Raw genomic sequence first — 24,923 nt, 5'->3', positions numbered from 1 at the left:
AATGCTAATGTGCGTTAAAACCCATCTACATAAGTAAGGTAGAATTCTTAGTCTGAGACAGCTCTTTAGATTTATTAATTAACCGGAGTAGGAGTGTGCCAAAGTCCGCTAAGTATTTATTAATCGGTTCGCTAGAAGCGTATAGTGGCAAATCTGCTGCGATTCTAGGACTGGCTCACCAACTGAAAGCGCGAGGGCTAGATCTGGCTTACGGTAAGGCGCTAGGGGGGGGATGGGGGCAAACCCAAATGGCAGACAACGATGGCGATATTCAGTTTGTTGCGGAAACGATCGGGCTGAGTGACGATCGGCTCCAAACTCCGGTGCTGGTGCTGAATGCCGATACCGTAGAAAAGCGTCTCAACGGTTCTGATCCCCAGGATTATGGTCAACGGTTGGCTCAGCGATCGCAAACCCAGGGCGGCGATTTGGTCATTCTCGAAGGCCCTGGAACCCTGAGCGAAGGTAAATTATTTAATCTGTCGCTGCTGCAAGTTGCGGATGCGATCCAAGCGCCCGTGATGTTGGTGGCGCGGTTTCATTCGGTGTTGTTGTTAGATCCGATTCTGACTGCTAAAGAACAGTTGGGCGATCGTTTAATCGGTGTTCTGATCAATGATGTGCCCAAGGATCAAATTGATTCGATTAACACTTCGTTCCGTCCGTATTTAGAAAAGCAGGGAATTGCTGTTTTTGGTGTGTTGCCGAGCAATACGCTGCTGAGAAGCGTGAGTGTTGCGGAATTAGTGCATCAACTCCATGCTGAGGTTCTGTGTCGCGGCGATCGCTTGGATCACATGGTCGAGAGTTTGACGATCGGGGCAATGAACGTGAACTCTGCTTTGAAATACTTCCGCGCTCGCCAAAATATGGCAGTGGTGACAGGGGGCGATCGGACTGACTTGCAGCTTGCCGCGCTGGAAACTTCGACTCAGTGTATTATTCTGACCGGACATATCCCACCCACAAAAGAGATCATTTCACGCGCAGAAGATCTAGAAATTCCGATTCTCTCAGTCGATTTGGATACGCTGACAACGGTTGAAATTATCGAACGTGCCTTTGGCGAAGTGCGACTGCAAGAACCGATCAAATTTCAATGTATTTGTCAGATGATTGAGACTTATTTTGATAGCGATCGCCTGCTTTCGACTTTGGGATTAATGCCTGCTGAAGCGCGTTAATTCTGCGAAAGCTTCTCGATCGCGGCTTGCCGAAATCCCAACACAATCAGAATATTCGACAAAGTAAGAAAAGATTCCGCGCTGCCATGTAGCCAATCGACATCTGCCAATTGCTTACCGTAATACACCTGGGCATAAATTGCCGCAGGAATGGTAATTGCAACAAATACTAGGGTCATGTAGAAGCCAATTAATGCAAGACGAGGTGTTTTTTGCGATCGCGTCAAGAACCACAAGAATCCTAAATAGGGAAACAATGACAGTGCAAATAATGTTTCTTTAGAAATCATGATTCTGTTTTTTGAGTAGAACGCCAAATCCACCAGCCTGCGGCACAGCAGGTACAATTTCCCACGACCGTCATCGCGGCTTGCAGGGTGACTAACCAATCGAGGGCAGGCACATTATCGAAGAAATGCCAGGTACAAGCACACATTGCACTCACCAGCGCCGGAAGCATTCCGAACGAGAGCGATCGCCACACCAAGTCGCCGCTAATTTCGGCATAGCGCCAAATTAACCAAATTGCCGCAATCCATTCGATTACGCTGGAAACGTGGATAATCCAAGTGGGAATTGAAAGAGCCGTCATACCGTAGAGCGAAAGGTACTCGTTCAATTCTAAAGGGTCTCAGCATTGCTGATTTAAGAATTTGCGAGTTTCAGCCAGCCAAACAACTCACCGACGGTTAGCTGTAAGGTTGACATAAAAGCAGGAACCGGAAGTAGCTGCTCTGGCTCCTGAATAAAGTCGGGTTGTTGCCCGGATGGATAGGCAAAAACTGATTTGATTTTGGGATCAATCAGCCAGCCCATTTGACAGCCAAACTTGAGACAGTGCAAGATGTTGGCTGTGACGTTTGACTGGTTTTGATCTGGAGAAAGAATCTCGATCGTCCAATCCGGCGGTGCATTGAACACATTTGCAATATCTCCGTCTTGATCTAAAGGAATTCGATCCCAAGTAAAGACTGCAATATCAGGCACGATCGATCGATCGCCAAAGGTGCAGCGTAATTCTGGAAATGCTAAGGCAATCTGTTGGGGTTCAGCGATGTTGTTAATCTCGGTGCCGAGTTTCCCCTGTAGCTTGCTATGTTTTCCTTGCGGCATCGGCTTTTGCACCAGTTGACCTTCAATGTATTCGGTTGCAGGCTTGGTTTCTGGAAGTTGCAAAAACCCTGCTAACGTTAGTGTTTTTTCAGAATTTTGCACCATTGTCAATGCCTCAACTTGCTGCTGATTTGGGATGTTTGATTCCGATAATTATCTCTTTTACTCGATTTCTGACAGGGGCATTCCTTGGAACCGTACCTATTTCCAAAATACATTTGTACATTCAAGTAGGCAGAACTCTGGAATAACAAGAGCAACCTCTATTTGTAGTTGAGAGAAAAGAATTTTGACTTGTGGAGTAAAGCGATCGACAATAAAGCGTTGAACCACGATACTGGTGTCCACGACATAGCGTGTTGTCATCAATCGCGATCCTCGCACAGTAGCTCAAGGGTAGATTTTGGCCCAGGCGGAGGAGTCCACATATGACGATCAATCGATTCTAGAATTTCTTGCAGCGATCATGGATCTCTCGGTGCTGGCTGCAATTTCTCTTCCACTACCTGTGTTACAAATGCTTTGAGATCGTCGATCGTCATGTCAGCAACTCGTTTTGTGTTCATGATGAGAACTCCAAAAAGCAATGTATTACCTTAGCTTACTAACTGCTGTAAGACTGCGGCGATGTCTACTCGATCGGAAATCCTGGAATGAGTTGATCGATTTCTTCCATTAATTGCATTGTTTCTTTGAGAGCAACAGAGATCAGCGTGATAGATTTTAACTATTAGTTACTCTACTCAGTTTTCCATTCACTTTCTGGAATATCCGCACTAATCATAATGTTGCGGAGTGTCCCGATCGGCAAATCGCGTTTCTTGTGGTAAGGCACAATCACTTGAAGCTGACGATCGAGATTTCGCCATTTGCGATGACTGCCCTTTTGGGAAATAAGCTCAAAGCCATTGCTCTCCAGAATGCGCTCTACTTCATCCGCATTCATACGTCGAGTGCGGCTCATTCAACTAAAACCTCTCTCAAAATCGCACCTGACTTTAATTCGATTGGATCTGGTTCAAGATATAGTCCGATCGCCTCACGAATATTTTCTAACGCTTCTCCTTCGGTTTCTCCAGCCGAAACACAACCCGGCAATTCTGGACACCAAGCTGACCAATCTTTTGTTTCGGGATCAATTTCTAGGATAACTCGCCATTTCATTTTGCTTTCTCCTTCATACTTCATGATAAGAGGGTCTACTTGATCGGGAAACCGGGCATCAGTTGATCGATCTCGTTCATAATATGTGCGGCTTCTTTGAGAGCAACGACGATTTTTTGATGGTGCAATACATCATCAAATGATAAGGTGCGATTCGCTTTTTTGCGGTCTTTTAGCCATTTATCTAGCACTTGATAGCCGCCAATTTTGAATTTCTACATTTGGGATGAGATGCCTTCAAAATAGCGATCGCGGTTAATATAAACTCGCTGTTCTGTAGATTTGTAGGTCACTTCGGTAACAGTATTCTCTCCATCACCGCTCATTTTTGCGATTAGTTTTGTGATTAGTTTGTTGAGCTTCTTTGATTTCATTAGATGCAGGACTACTAATTTTTCGCCTTGTCTGAATCATCCAGCAATTCTTTCAGCGCCGGATAATGACTACGCTCACTGCCTTTCTGCAAGTTTTTCTGAATTGACTTTAGGTAAGCATCAAAAGAGAGACGACATTAAATCATTGCCCTACTGAGTTTGGTCTGCTGCTGTCGCCTATTTCCTCAGACAATCGTTTTTGAGGAAATCCAGATTGAGCAGCGATCGAAACCCAGTATCTTACCTTATTTTAATTTTGGCGCACAATCTTGAGTCTAGGGAGAGCCGTCATAGTAGAGTTAATGTCACCTGTTCAATTCTAGAAGTTCCGAGCATCGCTTATGCGTGCAGTTCTGTGTGGCTACTATGGCATGGGAAACGGAGGCGATGAGGCGTTATTAGCTTCGTTGCTGCAATTGTTGCCGGATGATGTCGAACCGATCGTGCTATCCGGTGATCCTGCCCAAACTCGCGATCGCTATCGAGTGGAGGCGGTCGATCGTAAATCTTTCCCTGCGGTGCTGAGTGCCTTACGCCGCTCCGAGGCGTTTATCTGGGGCGGTGGCAGTTTGATGCAGGATGCGACCAGTGCAATGAATCCGATTTATTACGGTGGACTGATGCGATTGGCGCAAATCATGGGATTGAAAACGATCGCATGGGCGCAAGGAATCGGGCCGCTCAAGCGATCGTGGGTGAAGCAGTTAACGCGATCGACCTTTAAGCACTGTACCGGGGTAAGTGTGCGCGATCGGGCTTCTGCGGCGCTATTACACGAATGGCAAATTCCGTTTACGCTGGCACCTGATCCGGTTTGGGCGATGGAATCGACACCCGTGACAGGCTTATGGAATCTACCTGCGCCCAGAGTTGCGGTAAATTTGCGAGCGCATCGGCATCTCACTCCGGAACGCTTAGCCGTTTTCACTCGTGCTTTGATTGACTTTCAGAAAGCCACACAAACTTGCTTACTGTTACTGCCATTCCAAGCCAGTCAAGATTTTGCGATCGCGCAATCGCTCTACGAACAGCTACCCGAAGTCAGTCACATTCTGCAAATTCATCATCCACAGGAATTAAAAGGCGTGTTCCGGGGTGTGGAAATGACGATCGCAATGCGGCTTCACGGATTGATCATGGCGGCGGCGGAAGGCTGTCGCTGTTTTGGGTTGAGCTACGATCCGAAAGTAACTCAACTCATGAGCGATCTGGAAATGCCGGGATGCGCGATCGCGGATCTACCTACAGATGCGAATGAGTTGAGTCGGATGTGGATCGAGTTGTACGCGAACGGAGACGCGCTCTCAGACGATCAGATTTATGGATTAGTCGATCGCGCTCTGTTTCATCAAATGGTGCTAGAGCAAGCGTTAGAACGCGCTCACCGTTAAGCTTCCCGGGTTAGATAAATCTCCATGAAGCTTAACGCCGCGATCGTTTGCTGCTAGATGCCGCACGATTTTGTAAATCGATTCCACTTCATCCGGTTTTCCAACATTAATTGCCAAGGTTTGCAGGGGGAGCGGCGTTTTTTCCTGCTGCAAGACTTCTACCACTTTGCGCTGTAGATCGAGAATCGCGGCAGCGGCTTTCTTGCCCGCTTCTACACCCGGTTGGTGATACGCATTGACATTGACTAAGAAACCGTAGAAACCGACAGCACGATCGTACAGTGCAATCAAAGCGCCAATGTGACGGGGAGTCACTTCGGGAATCGTCACGGTAATAGAATCGCGATCGTTCTCATACAATGCTTTGCGAGTGCCTTGGAGTAAGCCAGAGAGATAATCACCGGAAGTCACACCAGGTTCAACTTCGATCGAGGATTTAGCACGATCGTGCAACACTTCAATGAACGTTAGAAAGAAATTCGGCACACCTTCGCGTAATTGCTGCACATAAGCGTGTTGGTCGGTACTACCTTTGTTGCCGTAAACCGCAATCCCTTGATACACAGTGTTTCCATCAAGATCTTTTTCCTTGCCGAGCGATTCCATGACTAACTGTTGCAGATACCGACTAAACAACAGCAAGCTATCTTTGTACGGCAGAACGACCATATCTTTTTCGCCTTTGCCGTTGCCAGAATAGTACCAACTCAGAGCAAGCAACGCCGCAGGATTCGTTTTCAAGTTGGGAACGCGAGTTGCAATGTCCATTTCTCGCGCTCCTTCCAGCATTTGTTGAATGGGAATTCCTTGCAGTGCAGCCGGAACTAACCCCACTGCTGACAGTTCCGAAGTCCGACCGCCCACCCAATCGTGCATTGGGAAAGTCGTCAACCAGCCCTGTGATTTGGCTAAACGATCGAGTTCACTGCCTCTACCCGTGATAGCGATCGCGTTCTTGCTAAAATCCAATCCTTTCTGCTTGAAAGTATTCTGAACTTCCAGCATTCCATTGCGCGGCTCTGGCGTACTGCCCGATTTAGAAATCACAATCACTAACGTTGTGTTTAAGCGATCGCCCAATTTTGCTAACGTGCGATCGATCCCGGCCGGATCAGTGTTGTCGATGAAATGAATCGCTAAAGCAGACCCTCCACCCAATGCCTCCGCAACGAATTGCGGGCCTAATGCAGAACCGCCAATCCCGATCGACAAAACATCCGTAAATTTCTCAGCGATCGGTGGATGAATTGCACCCGAATGCACATCACGCGCAAAATTTTCAATCGCCTTGATCGTTTCAATAATATCGGCTTTCAGCTCATCGTTTGGCGCGAGATTCGGGTCTCTCAGCCAGTAATGACCGACCATGCGATTTTCGTCTGGATTTGCGATCGCGCCTGCTTCGAGGTCTTTCATCTGGGCAAACGCTTGTTCAAATTTCGGCAGCATCGATTCGACAAAGCGATCGTCAAATCGCATTCGACTGACATCCAAATACAGGGATAGTCCGTCGTGATAATACAGCCAGTCTTGATATCGTTGCCAAAGTGTTGAAGCAGTCATACGTCGCCTCTATTGTGTAGCTCTGATGCTAGTTTATAAGCGGTGGGGGAGCGGAGGAGTAGGGAGTAGGGAAGATTTAAGGAATTTGTTCTGGCGAAGAGGGTCACCAGGTTTGTGAGGGGGTTGAGCTTCCTCGATCGCTATTCAACTGAGGATGGCCATACTGATGAGCAAAGTCGCCTTCTGGTAGGAATTGCCACAGATTGTGTCCCCGCTTAGGATACGATTTCATTACAAAAGTGCACGTCTCATCCCTATGCTGGATTATCTCTTCTCATTCGATCCCGGATTGATCGGTTATTTGGTGTTTCTGATTGTGTCTGTTGCGATTTACGGAATTTTTAGCTTGGGACTAAATCTGCAATGGGGCTACACCGGATTGATTAATTTCGGTCATGTGGCATTTATGACGATCGGAGCATATACAACGTCCCTGTTAACACTTTCAGGAACTCCAATTTTAATTGCGGTGCTGATTGGAGGATTTTTGGCAGCGTTTTTGGGGTTGCTGATGGGATTTTCGACGCTGCGACTGCGCGAGGATTATCTCTCGATCGTGACGATCGGGGTTTCCGAATTAGTCCGACTCGTGGCGCTAAATGAAGACTGGCTCACTAAGGGAGCCTTCGGAGTTCAGAGTTTTCCGCTTCCATTGGGAGAGTTTCGTCCCACGATCGGGACGCGCATTGGCATGATCGCGATCGTGCTGCCCATCTTTGGATTTGTCGCGTGGAAATTAGCGCAGCAGTTGATCGTGCGTGTTAAAAAGCGGCGAACATTGGGGGCGATCGCTTCGGGGGTGTTGATTTTCCTAATTCTGCGATTGGCGCTAGTCAGCGCGATCGCGCTTTATGACTATTCGAGCAATCAAGCCCGCAACGGCTTATTGTTTCTATCTTTGCTCACCGTAGCACTGGTGTATTGGGCGTTAGAGCGATTAGTTCATTCCCCTTGGGGGCGTGTTCTGAAAGCGATTCGAGAAGATGAACAAGTGGCGAAAGCGCTCGGTAAGAATGTCTTTCTCTACAAACTGCAATCCTTGATGCTAGGCGGATTTATTGCCGGAATTGCGGGTGCATTCTTCGCATGGCAACTTAGCACCGTGTATCCAACAAACTTTGAACCGATCGTTACCTTCCAAGCCTGGATTATTATGATTCTCGGCGGTGCAGGTAATAACGCTGGAACACTCTTAGGCGCAGGAATCTATTGGGCTTACACAGCATTTACCCGCGACTTAGAGCGCATCCTGCCGCTCGGTGCAGACCAAATCGGTGCACTGCGAATTATGTTGATCGGACTGATTTTGATGGTGTTAATGCTGTTCAGACCGCAAGGCATTTTAGGCAATAAAGACGAACTGACGCTGGGGAAATAACGATGCAGACTTCAAACACCGCCGTTCTCGCTGCCACGGGACTGATGAAGAGTTTTGGTGGCATCAAAGCCGTGAATAATGCTGCGATCGAAGTGCTTCCGGGCAGCATTACGGGATTGATCGGGCCTAACGGAGCCGGGAAAACGACGCTATTCAATCTGTTGTCAAACTTTATTCCACCTGATCAGGGCAAAGTGTTATTTGATGGAGAAGCGATCGAATCGCTCCAACCCCACGAGATCGCTCAACGCGGCATGATTCGCACTTTTCAGGTCGCACGAGTGCTATCGCGCTTGTCGGTCATGGACAATATGCTGTTAGCGGCTCAAAAGCAGACCGGAGAGAATTTTATTAATACTTGGTTGTTCTCGAACCGCATTCGACAGGAGGAACGGGAGAACCGCGATCGAGCAGTGGAAATTCTACAATCGGTCGGACTCGCAGCAAAAGCAAACGATTACGCGGGCGCACTCTCCGGCGGTCAGCGCAAACTGTTAGAGATTGCCCGCGCTTTGATGACTCGTCCAAAGCTCGTTTTACTCGATGAACCCGCAGCCGGTGTCAATCCTACGTTGATCAATCAAATCTGTGAATACATTCAGTATTGGAACAGCCAAGGACTCACTTTTTTGATTATTGAACACAACATGGACGTGATTATGTCGTTGTGCGATCGCGTCTGGGTTTTAGCAGAAGGAACCAATCTCGCAGAAGGTAGCCCCACTGAAATTCAATCGAATGCCAAAGTGTTAGAAGCGTATTTAGGTCAATAGGGCGGCGATCGACCCGCGTGAAATCACAGTTTAGAAGGTTGACGCAAGCGGGATCTGCTCAGTATTCTTGCCGATGGAGACTTCATCTTTAAAAAGTTTCTGTAAAGAATTCAAGCCCCATTGAGGATAGTCATCATGCAGCCTTCATCTTTTCGTGATTCAGAAACGACTCCGAAAGCGCAAGCAACCGACGAAGTTGGAGGAATGCTGGATGCGTTTGTCAGTCTAGAAGAAATTTCGCCTGACCTTGACTGGATGGAAACGATCGCAGATAGCTGGGGAATTCCTTATAACGCTACTTCAGCAGCGCCCAAAGCTCAGGAGTAGTAAAATCAGCGATCGCAAATTTCACGCCTAGTCCGTTTAAGGTTTCCGGCATTTGAGTGGAGGTAATGCCGATCGTTGGAATTCCTGCTGCAACTGCCGATCGCACTCCTGATGGTGAATCCTCAAAGGCGAGTGCCTGATGCGCCTCTAAGCCAAACTCTTTCAGCGCATAGTTGTAAGGCGCAGGATCGGGTTTACCAATGCCGAGATCGTCCGCCAAAATTAAGCGATCGAACACCTGATCTAACTTCAGCACTTGCAGCATAAAGTGAGCGTTTTCGCGAGGCGCATTCGTCACCACCGCTTGCTTGAGAGAATGCTGCTTTGCCCAATCGATTAGCTCCAGTAAGCCTGCCATCGGTTGCAGTTGAGTGGCTAATTCTCGAAATCGGGCTTCTTTGCGATCGGCGAGCGCTTCACTTTCAGGCGGGGTCAATTGAGGTAAAAATTCTGCGATGATCGGTGGATTGGTTCGACCGCTCATTCGCTGTTTGTAAATCGTTTCATTAATCGAGATTCCAAATTCACTGAGGCAGTCTTGCCAAGCGATGAAATGAACCGGATCAGTATCCGCGATCGTTCCGTCTAAGTCGTAGAGAATGGCAGCCAGCACAACCTTACCTTTATAAAACTTCACCTTAGAGTAGCGTAGATTAGCGCTGCGCGATCGAAGCCGGAGAACTGGGTGAGCCAAAAATCGGGCTGGCATCGAGTCCCGTCACCAGTTGAAATTCTGCGGCATCAAATGAAACGGCAATCGAATCGGTCTGCCATCGGTCTAGCAATTCTTGAACTTGACGAAAAAAATCAATCCCGCGCACCATTGGAACCCGTGCCCAATTTTGCAAAATTGTTTCCACCAATGCCAACTCAATTAGTCCAGTCGGATACAGTTGCAACATTGCCGTCAAGCAAGCATCGCACAACTCATGATCTTCGCCATCTAATTGATAGCTACTAATAATGTGTTTGATTCGCTGTTGTTGGATCTGTTGCTGAAGAGACATTGTTGCTGGAGAGACATTGATACTGCGCGATTCGTTATGTTCAAGCGTATCTCAACTTGATCAGTTTGAATGATAACTTGTGAGATATCTCAGTTCCGTTTGCCCTAAATCACTATGGATCTCAAACCTTTTATTCGCGAAATTCCAGATTTTCCCAAACCCGGGATTTCGTTTAAAGACATCACAACGCTCTTGCAAGATCCCACCGGACTCAAAGCTACGATCGATCTATTTGCCGAGAAATGTTCGGATCTCAATCCAGAGTTTATTGTCGGAATGGAGTCAAGAGGATTTATCTTCGGTGCGCCGTTAGCTTACAAAATGGATATCGGTTTTATTCCGGTGCGGAAGCCTGGAAAACTACCCGCAGCCGTTCACGCGATCGAATACGACTTAGAGTACGGCACCGACTGTTTGGAAATGCACCAAGATGCTGTACACCCTGGAAGCCGAATCCTGATGGTCGATGATTTAATCGCAACAGGTGGCACCGCAGGCGCGACCGCAAAATTGATTCAACAAATTGGCTGCGAACTGGTTGGATGCGCTTTTGTGATCGAACTGAAAGACCTGAAGGGGCGCGATCGACTGCCTCAAGTTCCCATCATTACACTCGTCGAATACTAGCGCTATAATCACAAAACCGATCGCAAAAATCCCTTATGACGACCTCTACACCGAGAAGATTTCGATCTGGATTGGATCGAGTTGTTGAGCTTTTAACGAGCGACACTTCGATCTATGTGTTCAAGCGATTGTTGCAGGCATTATTTACGCTTTTTCTTGCCGCAGCGTTGAGCTTTTTCATTATTCAGCTTGCCCCCGGAGATTATCTCGATACCTTGCGCGAAAATCCAAAAATTTCGCCAGAGCGAATTGATCAACTGCGGCGGCAATATGGCTTAGATAAATCCTGGATCGAACAGTTTTTCTTATGGGTGTGGAACATTATCACTAAAGGCGATTTTGGCACAAGTTTCGTTTACAATCGCTCGGTGGTTTCGCTCCTCTGGGAACGAGTGCCGCCGACCTTGTTACTCGCCATTACTTCGCTGATTGTGACTTGGGGTGTGGCGATTCCGCTGGGTGTGCTGGCGGCGATTAAGCAGCAAAGATGGGTCGATCGAGCGCTGCAAGTTCTGAGCTACACCGGACAGGGATTTCCAAGCTTTATTACGGCGTTGTTACTGTTAATTTTCGCGCAGAATACTTCCCCCCTGTTTCCAGTGGGAGACTTAACCAGTATTGATTTTGCCGACTTAACTCCGTTAGGTAAAGTTCTTGATGTAGCGTGGCATCTAGTTTTACCGACTTTGGCGCTAGCGATCGCGGGTTTCGCTGGATTGCAGCGCATTATGCGAGGACAGTTGCTCGATGTGTTGCGCCAAGATTATGTTCAGACGGCTCGTGCGAAAGGGCTTCCAGAGAATCGCGTTATTTATGTTCATGCGTTGAGAAATGCCATCAACCCGTTGATCACCTTGCTAGGATTTGAATTTGCCAGCCTGCTGGGTGGCGCATTTATTACAGAGAACTTTTTCAATTTACCGGGGCTGGGAAGGCTGATTCTACAAGCGGTACAAGCACAAGATTTGTATTTAATTATGTCGAGCCTAATGATGGGAGCCGTGATGTTAATTCTGGGAAACTTGCTGGCTGATCTACTATTAAAGGCAGTTGATCCCCGGATTAGTCTGGAAGACCTGAATTAATGTTTTCGCAATCCTATTATTTAATTCGATCGAGAACCGACGGCAGTTATCTCGCGGCTTACCCCAAGCTGAGTGATGACCAGGTGCGATCGCCTGAACATGGATATGTTCTTTTGTTTCAGGAGCAATATGATGCACTCGGATACCTGAATAAATTTGCAGGCGAGATGAGCGATCGTTTTGTCACGGAACTGATCTCCGGGTCACAACTGAGACCCTTGCTCGATCGCTGGGGCTACAAGGGATTTGGCATGGTGAAAGATCCTTTGATTCCGACGATTGAATTTCTCTCAAAGGGATAATAGACAAGCAGGCTCATCCGCCTTTCGGCAGGGTTGGTGTTTAATGAAACTCTCCCTGGTTACAGATGTTCGTGAAGGCAGAATTTTGAGTAGATAAGGGCAGATTAATGCGATGCTGCTGAATTTCACTTTTGCAGAATCCTAAGAAAAATTGCTGTACCTTTGGAGGGTATTTGTATGAAATCTCTGTTATCTGGACTCCGTTATGTGTTAACCATCTGCTTATGTGCGGTGTTATTGTTCTCGTCGTTTGTGCCGAGCGCGTCTGCTCAAGCGGTTGTAAAAGACAAACCGATGGCGAATGAACCCAGTGCATCGACGACCAAAGCGGCAAAAGAATATGAGGGTGCTGCAAGAGAAACGATCGACAAAGGTGGGTTGCAATCTTTAGAAGAAGTGCGCGATCGTACAAAGGGTGGCGGACTGAATGAAGTGCAAGGGACGGCTGGCTTCTACAACATGAAGCGCCCCTCAAACACCAGTGCAGACTCGATCGAGGAGAAAATCGAGCAAGGCTTAGAGAAGGCAACTGGCAAGGCAAGCGAAGGTTCAGAAAAGCTGACGAAAGAAGCTAAGAAAGCGCAAAAGCAAGCTGAAAAGCAAGCGAAGAAAACCGCAAAGGAAGCTGAAAAGCAAGCGAAGAAAACCGCAAAGGCAATGGATATGGACGAGTAATTTAGTCGAACCTACAGTAAGGCAAAATGGGGGCAATCGCCCCTTTTTTTATGGGCTTTTATCGTAATTCTCCCTTTGGTTTTGCATCTGCTGGAATCTTTCAAACTGCTGTTGAACTTCATCAACCGATGTAGGTGCATTAAACCATACTGCTTCTGCATCGGGGCGCCGCTCATGTAGGGCATCCAGCGCCTCTCAGCAGGAATATAGACATATCCTCGCTGATCGTTATAACGAAAAAGATGAATATCTTGATAGCCGTTCGATCACCATTGACAAAGAATTAGACAGGTAATAGCTTGTGCTTGGTTGGAAAGATAAATCACTCCTCAATCCTGACATAGATATTTTGTCGTAGTTTGATAAATGGGTAGAAACGTCATCGAGGCAACTTATTGGTATGAGGGAATTTGTCCTCGATCGCACAAGCCTCTCCGCTTACCGCGCACGAAATTTATTGAAGCGATCGCGCATCAATTAATGCAAGAACTTGCCGCTGATGAGCAGTATTCACAAGAGGGTAAGATGTACGGTGTTTTGCTCACCGAAACTGCTGAAGGAGAACAGCAGACTTTAAAGGCATTTTCGGGGTTGTTGAATGGACAAAGTGTTGTCGATAGCTGGGTTTCACCGATTCCGGGGCGCGATCGTATTCTGCATCAAGAATCAATTACATTAACACTATTGGAATCGCTGAAAAAACAAATTATTCAACAATGCGAGATTCCTGAACGTCAACAATATCAGCAATTAATTGAAGAATACGATCGAAGACTTAAGGACCTATCTGAACAACACCGTCAGCGAAAACTAGAGCGGCAAGATAAGCGAAAAAATGCTGAGCATAATTCTGACCTAGATGAGCAAAGTAAGCGGGATGGAATTGAGCGACGTAATCTGAAACGCGATCGTACCGCAATCTTAAATTCCCTAAAGCAAATCATTGATCAAGCCGATGAGCAAATTCGACAACTGAAACAGCAACGCAAACAGCTATCACAACAGCTTCAGTCTCAAATGTATGAGAGCTACCGCGTCACAAATTTTGCTGGAGAAACACGATCGCTCTCTAGTCTCCTTACCTCAATGCCGACTGGAACCGGAGAATGCTGCGCTCCAAAACTACTCCACTATGCCGCAACCCATCAGCTCAAGCCGCTAGCAATGGCAGAGTTTTGGTGGGGTGAATCTGTTGGAGATAAAGTTCAGGGCGAGTTTTACGGTGCCTGTGCGGAGCGATGCCAACCTATGATGGGATTCTTACTCTCAGGATTAGAGTCGATCGACCGATCGATCGACATCGTGTACCAAGACGACTGGCTTATGGTGGTGAATAAACCTACTGGATTGCTTTCAGTGCGCGGACGATATGGACAGGATTGTTTGCTCGATCGCTTCTCTGAGCCGTTAATCCCAGTGCATCGATTAGATCAAGACACATCTGGTTTAATCATTTTTGCTCGTGATGCACAAGCTTATAAACTGATGAGCCAACAGTTTCAGCAACGCAAAATACACAAAGTTTACGAAGCAATTTTATTGGGAAAGGTAATACAAAACCAAGGCAGAATTGATTTACCGCTTTGGAGCGATCCGAACGATCGACCCAGGCAAAAAGTCGATTACCAATTTGGAAAACCTTGCATCACAGACTTCCAAGTATTAGACCTGCAAGAAACGACCCGGATTGAATTTCACCCCATCACCGGAAGAACGCATCAATTACGAGTTCATGCCGCTGAAGGATTAGGAGCCGCGATCGTCGGCGATCGCCTTTACGGCACAACTCCATCCGATCGCCTCCACCTACACGCCCGCGACTTACAATTTACACACCCGATCTTAGGCAAAACGATCGCCCTACACACTACAACCCCTTTCTAACGATGCAACCCGACTCAATTCAAGCCATCCTTACCGCAGTCGAAGCCCATACCCCGATCGACTCCACCGAAGCCGCCCACAAAGTTGCAATTCTCGATCATTTCCGTCAGAGTAGCGATCCTACAGACTCATTCTGCTTTGAACCCGGACACGCTACCGGAAGCGCCTGGGTAATTGCAAAAGACACGCAGCAATTTGCGCTGATTTATCACAAAACCCTCGATCGTTGGTTACAACCTGGCGGACACGCAGAACCCGAAGAACCCGATCTGCTCACCGTTTCGCTTAGAGAAGCCCAGGAAGAACTTGGAATTACGCTCGATCGTGCTCAAACCTGTCTACTCGACATCGATGTCCATCGGATTCCAGACACCAAAAAATATCCGAGCCATTTACACTTTGATTTTCGTTATCTTTGCCTCACCAATTCTCAACCCTTGCAGCCTGCTACAGATGCAGTTCGAGCAGAATGGTTTTCACTCGATCAACTCAACGCGCTCCAACTTGATCCAGGTATTGAGCGCATGATCCGCAAGTCGATGATTCAGATTTAATAAATCAAATCGGCTTCAGAAGCGATCGTCGGCGCGATTGGTAACTCAAACCAAAACAGCGTCCCAACATTCGGTATACTCCGAACCTGAAGCCTTGTACCAAGAAGTTGCAGCAACTGCTGACTGATCGATAGACCTAATCCTGTTCCCTTACCGGATTTACGCCCTGACTCTGTTTGCGTAAACGGTTTGAACAAGGTTTGAATCTCATAATCTGCAATGCCAATTCCGGTGTCTTCTACCTCAAACCGCAGTAGAGAAGATTTCACAGGAAATACTCGTAAAGCAATGCTTCCTTCATTAGTAAACTTCAACGCATTCGTCAGCAAATTAATTAGCACTTGTCGTATTTTTCGCTCATCGGTTTCAATCCAATCTGGAATGTCGCTCGTACAGGAGATCGATAAACTTAAACACTTCTCGATCGCTTGCGACTCAAACATTTCTATTAAGCTGTACAGCAATGGTTTTAGTGCTATCTCCTCAATCTCAACCGTTTCGGCTTTTGCTTCAAGTTTGGCTAACTCCAACACTCCATTAATTAGATCCAGCAAATGTTCCACACTCTGATTAATTAAACCTAAGCGCTCTTTCTGTTTTGGAGTCAGTGCCTTGTCGTAACTCATCAACTCACTACTGCTTAAAATAATCGACAAAGGAGTCCTTAATTCATGATTTACATTCGCTAGAAACGCGGTTTTTGCACGATCGGCAGCTTCCGCCTCCTGTTTTGCTCGCATCAATTCAACATTTTGCTCTGTTAATGCTTGGGTACGCTCTTGCACTTTCTGCTCAAGTGTGCGTGCATAATCCTGTAAAGTATCGTGCGATCGTGCCAGTGACTCCCACATGAGATACCCCCGCGTTGCCACCACAATAGCGCCGAATCCTACAAGCGGGGTGACAATCGGAATCCACCATCCTCCCAAAAATAGCCCATACACCGAAAGCACTCCCGCCAGAACAATGCCGATCATGTAGGTGATCATTCGCTGCACCGATCGCAGTTGTGCTCCCAACACTGTCCCTACACCCAACCACAGCAGCAGCCAGATTGCCTCAATCCAGTCTGATACACTCCGCAAAATCGGTCTGTTGTCCAAAGCTGCACTAATCAATTGGCTGGCAAAGTCCGCATGGATTTCAACGCCTGCTGCAGTCAGCTTTGCGGCGCTGGAATAAGGCGTGAAAAAGCGATCGTTCAGGCTTTCTGCAATTGAACCCAATAGAACAATTCGGTCGCGCATTAACTGTGCAGGCACTCGATCGTTTAACACATCGGTAAAACTGACAGACGTGAACTGCCCCTGCAAATTACGAAAATTCGATAAAACTTGAAAGCCACCCGTGTCCCCGCGAACATAGCCGCCTGAATTTGGCTGTAGCGGCTCCAAACGAGTTTTACCCAACTCAAATCCGTTCCCTCGCTGAACTGGCTTAATCCCTTCCCGTTTGAGATACTCTAAACCCAGCCGCGTCCCCAACGTTTCGATCGTTCGCTCCTGCTTACCCCAAATCGGATTAACCCGTAGAGATAATAAGTTCCGGCGGACTTTCCCATCGAAATCAATCACCAAATCGCTTGCGGCAATCTGCCCCCGATCTCTCAGGATTGGAGGCGGATCAACCGAGGGCAGATTTGCGCCGCTCAAAGTTTTCTCTACGCCGATGAGATTGGGAGTCGTTGCGTAGACTTGCCGCAGAGCCTTATGCCCTGGCTCGATCGGCAGATTGCGATAGATATCTATCCCAATCACACGCGGCTTTTGCTGCTTAATTTTGCTTAATACATCCGCAAGCTGCTGGTCTGGAATCGGATATCGCCCGATCTCATTAAAGTCAGATTCGTCGATCGTCACCACCACAATGCGTGGATCGGTGGCTTCAGGGGGACGCAGGCGAAACCAATAGTCGAGCGTCATGAGTTCGAGTGGCTGAAATCCGCCTGCAAGCTGGAGCGCAACCACTGCCGTGACGACAGTCATTGCGCTCAGCCCAACCCCTACCCATTGCCGCACTCGTTTCAACTGCTTCTTAACCTTGAAGTGTGGTGATTACAATCCTGTAACGACTGTAGGTCAGGGTTGATAAAGTTGTCCATTACAAAGTTGAACTGGCTACGATCGTGAACCACCCCCGGCTGTCCCGCTCGGCGTTCCTGGGCCGGGGGGTGGCTTAATCTGAGCGCAAACGGGTGAAATGAATACTAGGCTGAGGAATAACCCCATCACTATACTGAGACTACAGAAGTTACGAGAGATTTGATTAAGAGACATGGTTGTGATTAGTAGATGGACGCTGATGAATCGGAGATCTTCCACGCACTCGATCGCTGATTGAACAGCAACGAATTACAGGGAAAGATCGTGAACACTGGCACAACAGGACTTCAGTAGAGCGGGCTTGGGGAGTCAATTTTTAAGCACGTTGATCAAGAATTTTGCTTAAGCAGAATTGCTCCACTTGACCTGTCAAAATTAGCCAGTTTGTCAACCCGCCAATTTGCTGAAGTTGACCGTCGCAATTAAAATACTACATTCATCTCGCTCTGCCTCTCAGCAAACTTACGCATAATTTAAGCAAGATTTGACAAGGCTGCTTCGCTCAATTGTGCAGATTAGATGAAGTGCGTTTGCCGTTGTAAACATTAGGATTGGAAGGCAAGCCTTACTTAGATTGCAAAGGCTTCAGTCTTAAGAACAATCTGCGTATTTTTTAGGAGACGCTTTGCCATTTTAATTATGGATCACAGTTGAAGGCAGCTTTGTCAAACTGCCTTCCTACTGTTTAAAATTTGAATTACTTAATAAGATTTACAAACTAATCTGAAGGTTTTTGAACTACGAGCATTCAACAAGTTGTTTCAAAATCTGTAAACTCAAGAGATGAGTTAATCTACTTTTTTCCAGCTCGTATAAATTTACCAACCGATGAATCACAAAAAGCCCCTCTTTCAATCCGAAAGAAGGGCAAAACTCAAATGACTATCTGATACCTAACCGATCGCAATACCAACCGCAGCGCCTTCAGGTTCTAGACGAACTCCGATCGGCTTTTTCGCAATCAGATACTTACTCATAAAGTGAACCTGCTCAGACACTCCTGTAAAGCCAGCATCGGTCAACCGCTTGGTCAGATCATCAGTCGTGTAATGGCGGTAATACGGTTCATGAAAGATTTCCGGGAAGTTTTCCATGGCGATCGACAAGTCCGGTGAGTCAGCCATCTGAATTGAGTCACAGATGATAAAAGTTCCACCTGGTTTCACCACGCGAAAGGCTTCGTTGATCACATTTTGACGAGCTGCGGGAGGCAGTTCGTGGAATAGAAATACGCTCGTCACCGCGTGGAAGTAGTTATCCAGGTAAGGCAGCTCTTCTGCATTGCCTTGCACTAATTGCGGCAGCGTTCCGGGCACTTGAGACAGTAATTGATTTGCTTTTCTCAAATAGGCAGCGGATAAATCCACGCCATACAGCGAAGCTTTCGGCAACATTCCTCGAATGTTTCTCAGAGTGCGTCCAGTCCCGCAGGCGACATCTAGAATTTTGATTTGATGTGGTAGCACATCGCTAAATGCGCTCAAGCCGTCTTTAAGGGGCGCGAGGATTCGACGGCGCATTGGATCAGCAGTTCCGTTGAACAAAAGTTCAACCTGCAAATCATACAGATTCGCCGACTCGTCACTCAGATAACCATTGGTTTGATGATGAAAATTTTGCACATAGTAGCTGGGTAATCCTTGTGTCTCGACTCCAGGATCAAAGTCTTGATGGCGCTTTTGATTCACGCGCTGCCACATTTCCGGCAGATCCAGCCAAACGGCAGGATAGTAGCGGAAGAAATCGTCCCAGGGATTATCGAACAAGAGACTTGCAGGATAAACTCCTTTTTCGGCATCTTGCCAATCGGTTTCAAGAATGGCATCCATGCGCTTTTGGATGGTGTGAATCAGTTCAAACGAGAGCGGTTTTGGATTCGGCTTGGTTTCGGCTGGAGCAGGCGCAACGATGTTAAGCAATTGAGTGCTAAGAGCTTTATGCGCTAAACCAAAGTAGCTTTTGCCTTGCTGAAAAGTTTGATATGCCAGCTTGGTGAGTGTATCGGGCATGGTGATATTAAGCAGCAATCTACGACTATGAATAAGTGTAACGAATTCTAATCGGTGAGAATCGTCTTTGAGCGAACGATTTTGCATGAAAAAAGCGATCGGGCCACTTAGCCCGATCGCTTTTTTCATGCAAAATCAGAACGCTTTAGCAGTCGTAGTAGAGCATGAACTCATACGGATGCGGACGAATGCTCATCGGAATCACTTCGCGATCGAGCTTGTAGCTGATCCAGCTTTCGATGAAGTCTTCGGTAAAGACTCCACTTGTGGTCAAATACTCGTGATCGGTCTCCAAACTCTTCAGCGCTTCAGCAAGCGATCCTGGAGTTGAAGGCACTTTTGCCAATTCTTCGGGGCTGAGTTCGTAGATATCTACATCCAGCGGTGAACCCGGATCGATTTGGTTCTTGATACCGTCGATACCCGCACAGAGCATTGCCGCAAATGCCAGGTAGGGATTCGAGGTCGCATCCGGGCAGCGGAACTCTAGGCGTTTCGCTTTCGGATTGGTGCCAGAGAGCGGAATCCGTACCGATGCGGAGCGGTTGCCTTGCGAGTATGCCAAGTTCACTGGAGCTTCAAAGCCAGGAACCAAGCGCTTGTAGGAGTTCGTGGTCGGGTTTGTAAATGCCAACAGCGACGGCGCGTGCTTGAGGATACCCCCGATGTACCACAGTGCAGTTTGGCTCAACCCTGCGTAGCCATCGCCTGCAAAAGTCGGTTGACCGTTGTTCCAGATCGACTGGTGACAGTGCATTCCCGAACCGTTATCGCCAAACACAGGCTTCGGCATGAAGGTGACAGACTTGCCGTATTTGCGAGCGACATTCTTGATCACATACTTGTAGGTCATCAGCCAGTCTGCGGCTTGAATCAGTGTTCCGAAACGGAAGCCGAGTTCGCACTGTCCGCCCGTTGCCACTTCATGGTGATGCTTTTCGATCGGCACGCCGCACTTCGCCATCGTCAACAGCATTTCCGATCGCATATCTTGCGAAGTATCGGTCGGAGCCACGGGGAAGTAGCCTTCTTTGTTGCGGGGCTTATATCCTAAGTTTCCGCCGGGTTCTTGGCGACCAGAGTTCCAAATGCCTTCAGCGCTATCGACGTGATAGTAGCCTTCGTGCTGGTTTTGGTCGTAGCGAACATCGTCGAAAATGAAGAATTCTGCTTCAGGACCAAAGAAAGCGGTGTCACCCAGTCCGGTCGATTGCAGATAATCGATCGCTTTTTGGGCAATCGATCGCGGGTCGCGGCTGTAGGGCTGTCCGGTACGCGGCTCTTGAATCGAGCAAATCATGCTCAGCGTTTTGTGTTCCATAAACGGATCGATCCATGCCGTATCCGGATCAGGAACCATCGACATATCTGACTCGTTGATCGATTTCCAACCCCGAATACTCGATCCATCAAACGGAACGCCGTCGGTGAAGCTGCTTTCGTCAATTTGGCTTCTGTGCAGGGTGAGGTGTTGCCAAATCCCTGGCGTATCGATGAATTTGAGATCAATCAACTCAATGTTCTCGTCATTGATCTTCGCCAAGATCTCTTGTGGGGTTGCCATGAAATACTCCTAGTAAATCGCGTAACTTGCTCTACGCTGAGCATTGAATCGGATCAGGAATCGACATTTAGAGGGATGCCGTCCGCTCACCGCAATCTGTCCTGAATTATGGTAGGAACAGGTTTAACGCAGTTTTGTATCAGAAGATACAAAATCATTTACGTTCTACAGAATTAAGTATTGATTAAGGCTCAAAGCGCACGGCTAGTAGGAATTCTGGCTTGGCGATCGCTTCTACAAGAATTAAAAATTGTAACAATCATCTCATCTGGCGACAAGCTCCAAGGTACGGTTCAACATGGAGGCTCAAGCCTGCGTGGTAAACTGAGCTTACATCTTTTACGAATCCCCGAAGCTTGCTGTAAAGCGGGGAAATTCGGCAAAACTCAAATTGAGCCAATTTTTGGGAGAAGACTTTCATGCGGGACGCAGTGACAAGCCTGATTAGAAACTACGACATTACAGGGCGTTATTTGGATCGCAATGCGATCGACAGCCTGAAAACTTATTTTGATACCGGAATGGCTCGCGTTCAAGCGGCTGCGACGATTAATGCAGATGCCGCAGAAATTGTGCGCCAAGCTGGCTCGCAGTTGTTTGAAGAAAATCCAGAACTGATTCGTCCGGGCGGAAACGCTTACACGACTCGTCGCTATGCCGCTTGCCTGCGCGATATGGACTACTACTTGCGCTATGCTACTTATGCGCTGGTTGCAGGCGACACGGATGTTTTAGATGAGCGGGTTTTAGAAGGATTGCGCGAGACCTACAACTCGTTAGGCGTTCCTTGTGGCCCGACCGTGCGCGGTATTCAAATCATGAAGGACATTGTGAAATCGAAAGCTGCCGCAGCCGGTATTGCAGATACTCGCTTCCTGGATCAACCCTTTGACTATATGGCGCGGGAATTGGGCGAAAAGGATCTGTAAGACTTCTTTTTTGTCAATGGGCAGAGTGTTGTTCTCTGCCCGTTTTTTATGGACAAATTGAGGCTTTAGGCTCTTCTATACAAACCTCAGCCTTGCACAATGTCACGGTTTGTCGCTCTCTTCAGTCTAATCCTGCCACAATCGCCGCCCAGGGTTGCCATTTAAGCGATCGTGCGTCTCCCGTAATAATTTCGGAATGTCTAACTCTTCCGGACATCTCGGTAAACAATCGCCGCAATCCGTACAGCGATTTGCTTTGTTTCCCGGAAACCAGTGCCCCGCATTCTCAAACATTCGATAGCGGTACTCACCAAAACCGGTCATATCGTAGGCTGTTGCTAGATTTCGCAAGCGCAGCACTTCAGGAATATGGATCGATTCGGGACAAGGTAAACACTGATAACACTGGCTGCACTGATTGAGGTCGATCGCTGTTCTCGCTTGCAGGCGATCGATTGCTTCCTCGATGCTCAAATCTTTCTCTAAGTCCGGCAAATCTAATTCTTCAGGCTTCGCGGCTCCTACACTCAGAGTGGTAATTCGAGAATCGCTCAATAAAAATCGATAATTCAACTCAAGCGGTGAGAATGGCGCACAGAGATCGATTAATGTTTGTGGCGGCGTGTGTAGCATTCCAGCTTTATCCGCAGGCGAAATAATGAAAACGCCCATATCTTTCTGATGAGCAAGCTCGATCGCAGGAGCATTTCGCTGAAAGAAAAACGAATAATGCAAATTGACGAACTCAAATAAACTGGTTTCGATCGTTGCCAAAATCAAATCGAGCGAGCCATGTGTCGAAAAGCCAATATGCCGCACTCGCCCATCTGCGATCGCCTCTTGAATCGCTTTCATGCAGCCCGTCTCAGCTTTAACCCAGTCGAGATGTTCCCAGGTATTTAAGCCGTGAATCGCAATGCTATTGATAGAACTTACCTGAAGCCGCTCTAGAGACTCATCGATCAGGCGAGCGGTTTGTGCGGCATCTAAACTGGGTGGAAGCTTTGTCGTTAGAAAAAGAGAGTCACGCGCGACAGCCTGCAACGCCATCCCCAAAAATTCCTCGCTTTTGCCGTATCCCCGCGCCGTCTCAATGTGATTAATCCCAAACTCGATCGCTCGTTGAACCGTTTGTTCCATCACTTGGGGAGACGACAGACAGCGCATCGTCCCCAGCGAAAACATCGAATAAAACAAATTCGTCTGACCGAAGCGGCGATACTGCATGAGCGGAATGTTTACTGGGCTTCCCCACTGCTAAACCGTCCGCGCTGGATCAGTTCATCCGGGCTAAGATTTGACAAAAACTCCCGGAAGGCGCGTCGTTCTGCTTCGTCTGCATCGCGATCCACTGGAATTGACGCATCCGCCACGACTTCTTCCATCACCCAGATGGGGCTATTCGTGCGGAGAGCAATTGCGATCGCATCACTCGGACGTGAATCAACCTCGCGCCGTGCTTCTCCCTGCGCCACAATTAGCACCGCATAAAAGGTATTATCCTGTAGGGAATGGATAATCACTTTTTCCACGGTCATTTGCCACGCTTCCAGGAAGTTCACGATCAGATCGTGGGTCAGGGGTCGCGGCGGGACTTGACCTTCGAGAACGCTAATAATTGCCTTAGCCTGATCTTGACCGATGTAAATTGGAAGCGCTCGTCGATCGGTTGCGTCTTTGAGCAATACGATCGGGCTTCGAGTCTGCGCGTCTAACGCAATGCCCGCAACCTTCATTTCAATCATGGTGTAGCCTCTAGAACTCCGGAAGCACAGTATAGGGTGGAGAAGTGAACAGACAAAATAAACAAACATTAGGTCAAAAAACGTACCCGATCGCATCCGGGAGCGGAATAAGGGTCGAGCAATGCCGTTTTACAATGCCCTAGTCTTTGAACTTGATCCTAAATCATCCACTTCAAAATTTGACAAAATAAAGAAGACTTCCCAATTTCATCAATTTTTCTGAGGCGGAAATTAAATTAGCACGAAACTGTATTGTGATTTTAGACTGTAACCTGTCTAAAGGAGCAGATTTCAACAATTCCGCAATCCTAGTCACAGAAGCAAAATCACACGGGGACGATCGCTCCCGAACTATTATTGTTTTGCAAGAAGGATAGTATTTGTGTTTACAGGACTGATTCAAACGGTGGGACATTTGGCGATCTTGAGTCCTGAACAGGTCAGGATCTCAGGTGCGCGAGTCGGCATGATTTTGCAGGATTTAGCGATCGGCGATAGTGTCGCGGTGGATGGCGTGTGTTTAACCGTGGCTGAGATTTTGAGCGATGGATTTGTGGCGGATGTGTCTCCGGAGACGGTGAGCCGCACCACATTGGAACGATCGGCAGGGGGGGCAAAAGTGGTAAATTTAGAGACCTCGCTGCGGGTTGGAAGCAAGGTAGGTGGGCATTTTGTTACCGGTCATGTGGATGGTATTGGCGCGTTTGAATCGGCGGTTCCAACTGCAACTTCCTGGGAAGTTCGGTTTAAGACGGAAAGCAAACAGGTCGCACGATACATTCTTCCGAAAGGAAGCATTTCGGTGAATGGCATTAGTCTCACCATGGCAAACTGTGCGGCGGATGGCTCATGGTTTACGGTAGCGGTGATTCCTCATACTTATGCTGAAACGAATTTGTCTGAGCTAAAACCCGGAGATTGGGTGAATTTAGAAGGCGATATTCTCGGTAAGTATGTGGAGAAATTTCTGCGCGGGGGTCGATCAGAGACAGAAGTGCCTGATCGAATTTCGGTGGAATTTTTGGCAGAACACGGATATCTTTAATTTTGATTGTCTGACGGTTTGTACTGGTCAAGAAATGCCTGCCAAGTTGAATTCGGTTGCCAAATTTTGTTTAGATCGGCCTTGGCTTGCTCCTCGCTGATATTTTCGTGCGATCGACGATACAAATA

General features: G+C 47.6%; 27 protein-coding genes and 1 pseudogene. 13 read left to right on the top strand and 15 right to left on the bottom strand.

Translation table 11 applies throughout. From position 1 onward, the window contains the following. Positions 1–95 precede the first annotated feature (95 nt). Entirely contained in the window at positions 96–1,184 is a 1,089-nt protein-coding gene (locus tag NC980_RS01400) for a DRTGG domain-containing protein (protein ID WP_190378689.1), read from the top strand. On the opposite strand, the gene NC980_RS01395 is transcribed toward NC980_RS01400, so the two are convergent. From NC980_RS01395 to NC980_RS01365, 7 genes and pseudogenes are all read right to left on the bottom strand, one after another. Then, a complete protein-coding gene (locus NC980_RS01395) occupies positions 1,181–1,474 on the bottom strand; it encodes a DUF3593 domain-containing protein (RefSeq protein ID WP_190378688.1) in 294 nt (97 codons plus the stop codon). The genes NC980_RS01400 and NC980_RS01395 overlap by 4 nt on opposite strands. Further along, on the bottom strand, positions 1,471–1,776 hold the full coding sequence (locus NC980_RS01390) for a DUF2499 domain-containing protein (RefSeq protein ID WP_190378687.1): 306 nt from the start codon (positions 1,774–1,776) through the stop codon (positions 1,471–1,473). Before NC980_RS01390 ends, NC980_RS01395 begins: the two co-directional genes overlap by 4 nt. A gap of 53 nt (positions 1,777–1,829) precedes the next feature. Then, positions 1,830–2,402, bottom strand: coding sequence for a Uma2 family endonuclease (locus tag NC980_RS01385; RefSeq protein WP_190378686.1), 573 nt, complete (start codon positions 2,400–2,402; stop codon positions 1,830–1,832). Positions 2,403–3,036: 634 nt separating this feature from the next. Further along, the gene (locus tag NC980_RS01380; protein ID WP_190378685.1) at positions 3,037–3,261 is read right to left on the bottom strand and encodes a type II toxin-antitoxin system HicA family toxin; all 225 of its coding nucleotides are present in this window, start codon (positions 3,259–3,261) and stop codon (positions 3,037–3,039) included. After that, the gene (locus NC980_RS01375) at positions 3,258–3,461 is read right to left on the bottom strand and encodes a type II toxin-antitoxin system HicB family antitoxin (RefSeq protein ID WP_190378684.1); all 204 of its coding nucleotides are present in this window, start codon (positions 3,459–3,461) and stop codon (positions 3,258–3,260) included. Before NC980_RS01375 ends, NC980_RS01380 begins: the two co-directional genes overlap by 4 nt. 35 nt (positions 3,462–3,496) lie before the next feature. Further along, the gene (locus NC980_RS01370; RefSeq protein WP_199298674.1) at positions 3,497–3,652 is read right to left on the bottom strand and encodes a hypothetical protein; all 156 of its coding nucleotides are present in this window, start codon (positions 3,650–3,652) and stop codon (positions 3,497–3,499) included. Between the two features lie 24 nt (positions 3,653–3,676). Next, positions 3,677–3,853: pseudogene (locus tag NC980_RS01365) on the bottom strand (type ISP restriction/modification enzyme); the annotation flags it as partial. 323 nt (positions 3,854–4,176) lie between these two features. On the opposite strand from NC980_RS01365, the gene csaB reads away from it, so the two are divergent. After that, the gene (gene csaB / locus NC980_RS01360; protein ID WP_190378683.1) at positions 4,177–5,226 is read left to right on the top strand and encodes a polysaccharide pyruvyl transferase CsaB; all 1,050 of its coding nucleotides are present in this window, start codon (positions 4,177–4,179) and stop codon (positions 5,224–5,226) included. On the opposite strand, the gene NC980_RS01355 is transcribed toward csaB, so the two are convergent. Further along, the gene (locus NC980_RS01355; protein WP_190378682.1) at positions 5,206–6,789 is read right to left on the bottom strand and encodes a glucose-6-phosphate isomerase; all 1,584 of its coding nucleotides are present in this window, start codon (positions 6,787–6,789) and stop codon (positions 5,206–5,208) included. The two genes, csaB and NC980_RS01355, sit on opposite strands and share 21 nt — an antisense overlap. Before the next feature lie 256 nt (positions 6,790–7,045). On the opposite strand from NC980_RS01355, the gene NC980_RS01350 reads away from it, so the two are divergent. The 3 genes from NC980_RS01350 (at position 7,046) to NC980_RS01340 (ending at position 9,267) form a co-directional block, all read left to right on the top strand. Then, a complete protein-coding gene (locus NC980_RS01350; protein ID WP_199298672.1) occupies positions 7,046–8,167 on the top strand; it encodes a branched-chain amino acid ABC transporter permease in 1,122 nt (373 codons plus the stop codon). A gap of 2 nt (positions 8,168–8,169) precedes the next feature. Next, a complete protein-coding gene (locus NC980_RS01345) occupies positions 8,170–8,940 on the top strand; it encodes an ABC transporter ATP-binding protein (protein ID WP_190378681.1) in 771 nt (256 codons plus the stop codon). A gap of 135 nt (positions 8,941–9,075) precedes the next feature. Further along, positions 9,076–9,267, top strand: a complete 192-nt coding sequence (locus NC980_RS01340; protein ID WP_190378680.1) for a hypothetical protein — start codon at positions 9,076–9,078, stop codon at positions 9,265–9,267. Here NC980_RS01340 and NC980_RS01335 read toward each other — a convergent pair. Both NC980_RS01335 and NC980_RS01330 read right to left on the bottom strand, forming a co-directional pair. Further along, a complete protein-coding gene (locus NC980_RS01335; protein ID WP_199298671.1) occupies positions 9,236–9,976 on the bottom strand; it encodes an HAD-IA family hydrolase in 741 nt (246 codons plus the stop codon). The two genes, NC980_RS01340 and NC980_RS01335, sit on opposite strands and share 32 nt — an antisense overlap. Then, complete coding sequence (locus NC980_RS01330; protein WP_190378679.1) at positions 9,921–10,274, bottom strand: hypothetical protein; 354 nt, start codon at positions 10,272–10,274, stop codon at positions 9,921–9,923. Before NC980_RS01330 ends, NC980_RS01335 begins: the two co-directional genes overlap by 56 nt. Before the next feature lie 114 nt (positions 10,275–10,388). Here NC980_RS01330 and NC980_RS01325 point away from each other — a divergent pair, with 114 nt between their 5' ends. From NC980_RS01325 to NC980_RS01300, 6 genes are all read left to right on the top strand, one after another. Beyond that, positions 10,389–10,901: an adenine phosphoribosyltransferase gene (locus NC980_RS01325; protein ID WP_190378678.1), complete on the top strand. Its 513-nt coding sequence runs from the start codon at positions 10,389–10,391 to the stop codon at positions 10,899–10,901. A 35-nt stretch (positions 10,902–10,936) separates the two neighbouring features. Beyond that, positions 10,937–11,986, top strand: a complete 1,050-nt coding sequence (locus tag NC980_RS01320; RefSeq protein ID WP_190378677.1) for an ABC transporter permease — start codon at positions 10,937–10,939, stop codon at positions 11,984–11,986. Beyond that, complete coding sequence (locus NC980_RS01315) at positions 11,986–12,288, top strand: hypothetical protein (protein ID WP_190378676.1); 303 nt, start codon at positions 11,986–11,988, stop codon at positions 12,286–12,288. The genes NC980_RS01320 and NC980_RS01315 overlap by 1 nt, the downstream gene beginning before the upstream one ends. A 177-nt stretch (positions 12,289–12,465) precedes the next feature. Then, complete coding sequence (locus NC980_RS01310) at positions 12,466–12,963, top strand: hypothetical protein (protein WP_190378675.1); 498 nt, start codon at positions 12,466–12,468, stop codon at positions 12,961–12,963. A 366-nt stretch (positions 12,964–13,329) separates the two neighbouring features. Then, on the top strand, positions 13,330–14,847 hold the full coding sequence (locus NC980_RS01305; RefSeq protein WP_190378674.1) for an RluA family pseudouridine synthase: 1,518 nt from the start codon (positions 13,330–13,332) through the stop codon (positions 14,845–14,847). Between the two features lie 2 nt (positions 14,848–14,849). Beyond that, positions 14,850–15,401, top strand: a complete 552-nt coding sequence (locus NC980_RS01300; RefSeq protein ID WP_190378673.1) for an NUDIX hydrolase — start codon at positions 14,850–14,852, stop codon at positions 15,399–15,401. On the opposite strand, the gene NC980_RS01295 is transcribed toward NC980_RS01300, so the two are convergent. The 3 genes from NC980_RS01295 to glnA form a co-directional block, all read right to left on the bottom strand. Then, positions 15,398–17,386 carry a CHASE2 domain-containing protein gene (locus tag NC980_RS01295; protein ID WP_190378672.1) on the bottom strand — a complete coding sequence of 663 codons (1,989 nt, stop codon included), beginning with the start codon at positions 17,384–17,386 and terminating at the stop codon, positions 15,398–15,400. The two genes, NC980_RS01300 and NC980_RS01295, sit on opposite strands and share 4 nt — an antisense overlap. Before the next feature lie 1,010 nt (positions 17,387–18,396). Then, complete coding sequence (locus NC980_RS01290) at positions 18,397–19,512, bottom strand: class I SAM-dependent methyltransferase (protein ID WP_190378671.1); 1,116 nt, start codon at positions 19,510–19,512, stop codon at positions 18,397–18,399. A gap of 145 nt (positions 19,513–19,657) precedes the next feature. After that, a complete protein-coding gene (glnA, locus tag NC980_RS01285; protein ID WP_190378670.1) occupies positions 19,658–21,076 on the bottom strand; it encodes a type I glutamate--ammonia ligase in 1,419 nt (472 codons plus the stop codon). A gap of 419 nt (positions 21,077–21,495) precedes the next feature. Here glnA and apcB point away from each other — a divergent pair, with 419 nt between their 5' ends. Then, on the top strand, positions 21,496–22,005 hold the full coding sequence (apcB, locus tag NC980_RS01280) for an allophycocyanin subunit beta (protein ID WP_190378669.1): 510 nt from the start codon (positions 21,496–21,498) through the stop codon (positions 22,003–22,005). Between the two features lie 126 nt (positions 22,006–22,131). Here apcB and NC980_RS01275 read toward each other — a convergent pair whose 3' ends face one another. Then, complete coding sequence (locus tag NC980_RS01275; RefSeq protein WP_190378668.1) at positions 22,132–23,232, bottom strand: aldo/keto reductase; 1,101 nt, start codon at positions 23,230–23,232, stop codon at positions 22,132–22,134. 11 nt (positions 23,233–23,243) lie between these two features. Beyond that, complete coding sequence (locus tag NC980_RS01270; RefSeq protein ID WP_190378667.1) at positions 23,244–23,750, bottom strand: bifunctional nuclease family protein; 507 nt, start codon at positions 23,748–23,750, stop codon at positions 23,244–23,246. Positions 23,751–24,132: 382 nt separating this feature from the next. On the opposite strand from NC980_RS01270, the gene ribE reads away from it, so the two are divergent. Next, on the top strand, positions 24,133–24,795 hold the full coding sequence (gene ribE / locus NC980_RS01265) for a riboflavin synthase (protein WP_190378666.1): 663 nt from the start codon (positions 24,133–24,135) through the stop codon (positions 24,793–24,795). Positions 24,796–24,923: the final 128 nt, after the last annotated feature.

The sequence above is a fragment of the Leptolyngbya sp. AS-A5 genome, from assembly GCF_039962495.1.
Lineage (GTDB): Bacteria > Cyanobacteriota > Cyanobacteriia > Leptolyngbyales > Leptolyngbyaceae > Leptolyngbya.
The sequence above is the reverse complement of the archived record's forward strand: the minus strand, read 5'-3'. Positions and strand labels throughout refer to the sequence as shown.

Excerpts from the sequence above, each read along its gene's own strand:
- NC980_RS01315 (WP_190378676.1), top strand. The coding sequence starts at position 11,986 with ATGTTTTCGCAATCCTATTATTTAATTCGATCGAGAACCGACGGCAGT.
- NC980_RS01270 (WP_190378667.1), bottom strand. The coding sequence starts at position 23,750 with ATGATTGAAATGAAGGTTGCGGGCATTGCGTTAGACGCGCAGACTCGA.
- NC980_RS01305 (WP_190378674.1), top strand. The coding sequence starts at position 13,330 with ATGGGTAGAAACGTCATCGAGGCAACTTATTGGTATGAGGGAATTTGT.
- NC980_RS01395 (WP_190378688.1), bottom strand. The coding sequence starts at position 1,474 with ATGATTTCTAAAGAAACATTATTTGCACTGTCATTGTTTCCCTATTTA.
- NC980_RS01300 (WP_190378673.1), top strand. The coding sequence starts at position 14,850 with ATGCAACCCGACTCAATTCAAGCCATCCTTACCGCAGTCGAAGCCCAT.
- NC980_RS01275 (WP_190378668.1), bottom strand. The coding sequence starts at position 23,232 with ATGCAGTATCGCCGCTTCGGTCAGACGAATTTGTTTTATTCGATGTTT.
- glnA (WP_190378670.1), bottom strand. The coding sequence starts at position 21,076 with ATGGCAACCCCACAAGAGATCTTGGCGAAGATCAATGACGAGAACATT.
- NC980_RS01330 (WP_190378679.1), bottom strand. The coding sequence starts at position 10,274 with ATGTCTCTTCAGCAACAGATCCAACAACAGCGAATCAAACACATTATT.
- NC980_RS01350 (WP_199298672.1), top strand. The coding sequence starts at position 7,046 with ATGCTGGATTATCTCTTCTCATTCGATCCCGGATTGATCGGTTATTTG.
- NC980_RS01340 (WP_190378680.1), top strand. The coding sequence starts at position 9,076 with ATGCAGCCTTCATCTTTTCGTGATTCAGAAACGACTCCGAAAGCGCAA.
- NC980_RS01295 (WP_190378672.1), bottom strand. The coding sequence starts at position 17,386 with ATGACTGTCGTCACGGCAGTGGTTGCGCTCCAGCTTGCAGGCGGATTT.
- NC980_RS01355 (WP_190378682.1), bottom strand. The coding sequence starts at position 6,789 with ATGACTGCTTCAACACTTTGGCAACGATATCAAGACTGGCTGTATTAT.
- NC980_RS01380 (WP_190378685.1), bottom strand. The coding sequence starts at position 3,261 with ATGAGCCGCACTCGACGTATGAATGCGGATGAAGTAGAGCGCATTCTG.
- NC980_RS01325 (WP_190378678.1), top strand. The coding sequence starts at position 10,389 with ATGGATCTCAAACCTTTTATTCGCGAAATTCCAGATTTTCCCAAACCC.
- csaB (WP_190378683.1), top strand. The coding sequence starts at position 4,177 with ATGCGTGCAGTTCTGTGTGGCTACTATGGCATGGGAAACGGAGGCGAT.
- NC980_RS01335 (WP_199298671.1), bottom strand. The coding sequence starts at position 9,976 with ATGCCAGCCCGATTTTTGGCTCACCCAGTTCTCCGGCTTCGATCGCGC.
- NC980_RS01290 (WP_190378671.1), bottom strand. The coding sequence starts at position 19,512 with ATGCCCGATACACTCACCAAGCTGGCATATCAAACTTTTCAGCAAGGC.
- NC980_RS01320 (WP_190378677.1), top strand. The coding sequence starts at position 10,937 with ATGACGACCTCTACACCGAGAAGATTTCGATCTGGATTGGATCGAGTT.
- NC980_RS01390 (WP_190378687.1), bottom strand. The coding sequence starts at position 1,776 with ATGACGGCTCTTTCAATTCCCACTTGGATTATCCACGTTTCCAGCGTA.
- NC980_RS01385 (WP_190378686.1), bottom strand. The coding sequence starts at position 2,402 with ATGGTGCAAAATTCTGAAAAAACACTAACGTTAGCAGGGTTTTTGCAA.
- NC980_RS01310 (WP_190378675.1), top strand. The coding sequence starts at position 12,466 with ATGAAATCTCTGTTATCTGGACTCCGTTATGTGTTAACCATCTGCTTA.
- NC980_RS01375 (WP_190378684.1), bottom strand. The coding sequence starts at position 3,461 with ATGAAATGGCGAGTTATCCTAGAAATTGATCCCGAAACAAAAGATTGG.
- apcB (WP_190378669.1), top strand. The coding sequence starts at position 21,496 with ATGCGGGACGCAGTGACAAGCCTGATTAGAAACTACGACATTACAGGG.
- NC980_RS01345 (WP_190378681.1), top strand. The coding sequence starts at position 8,170 with ATGCAGACTTCAAACACCGCCGTTCTCGCTGCCACGGGACTGATGAAG.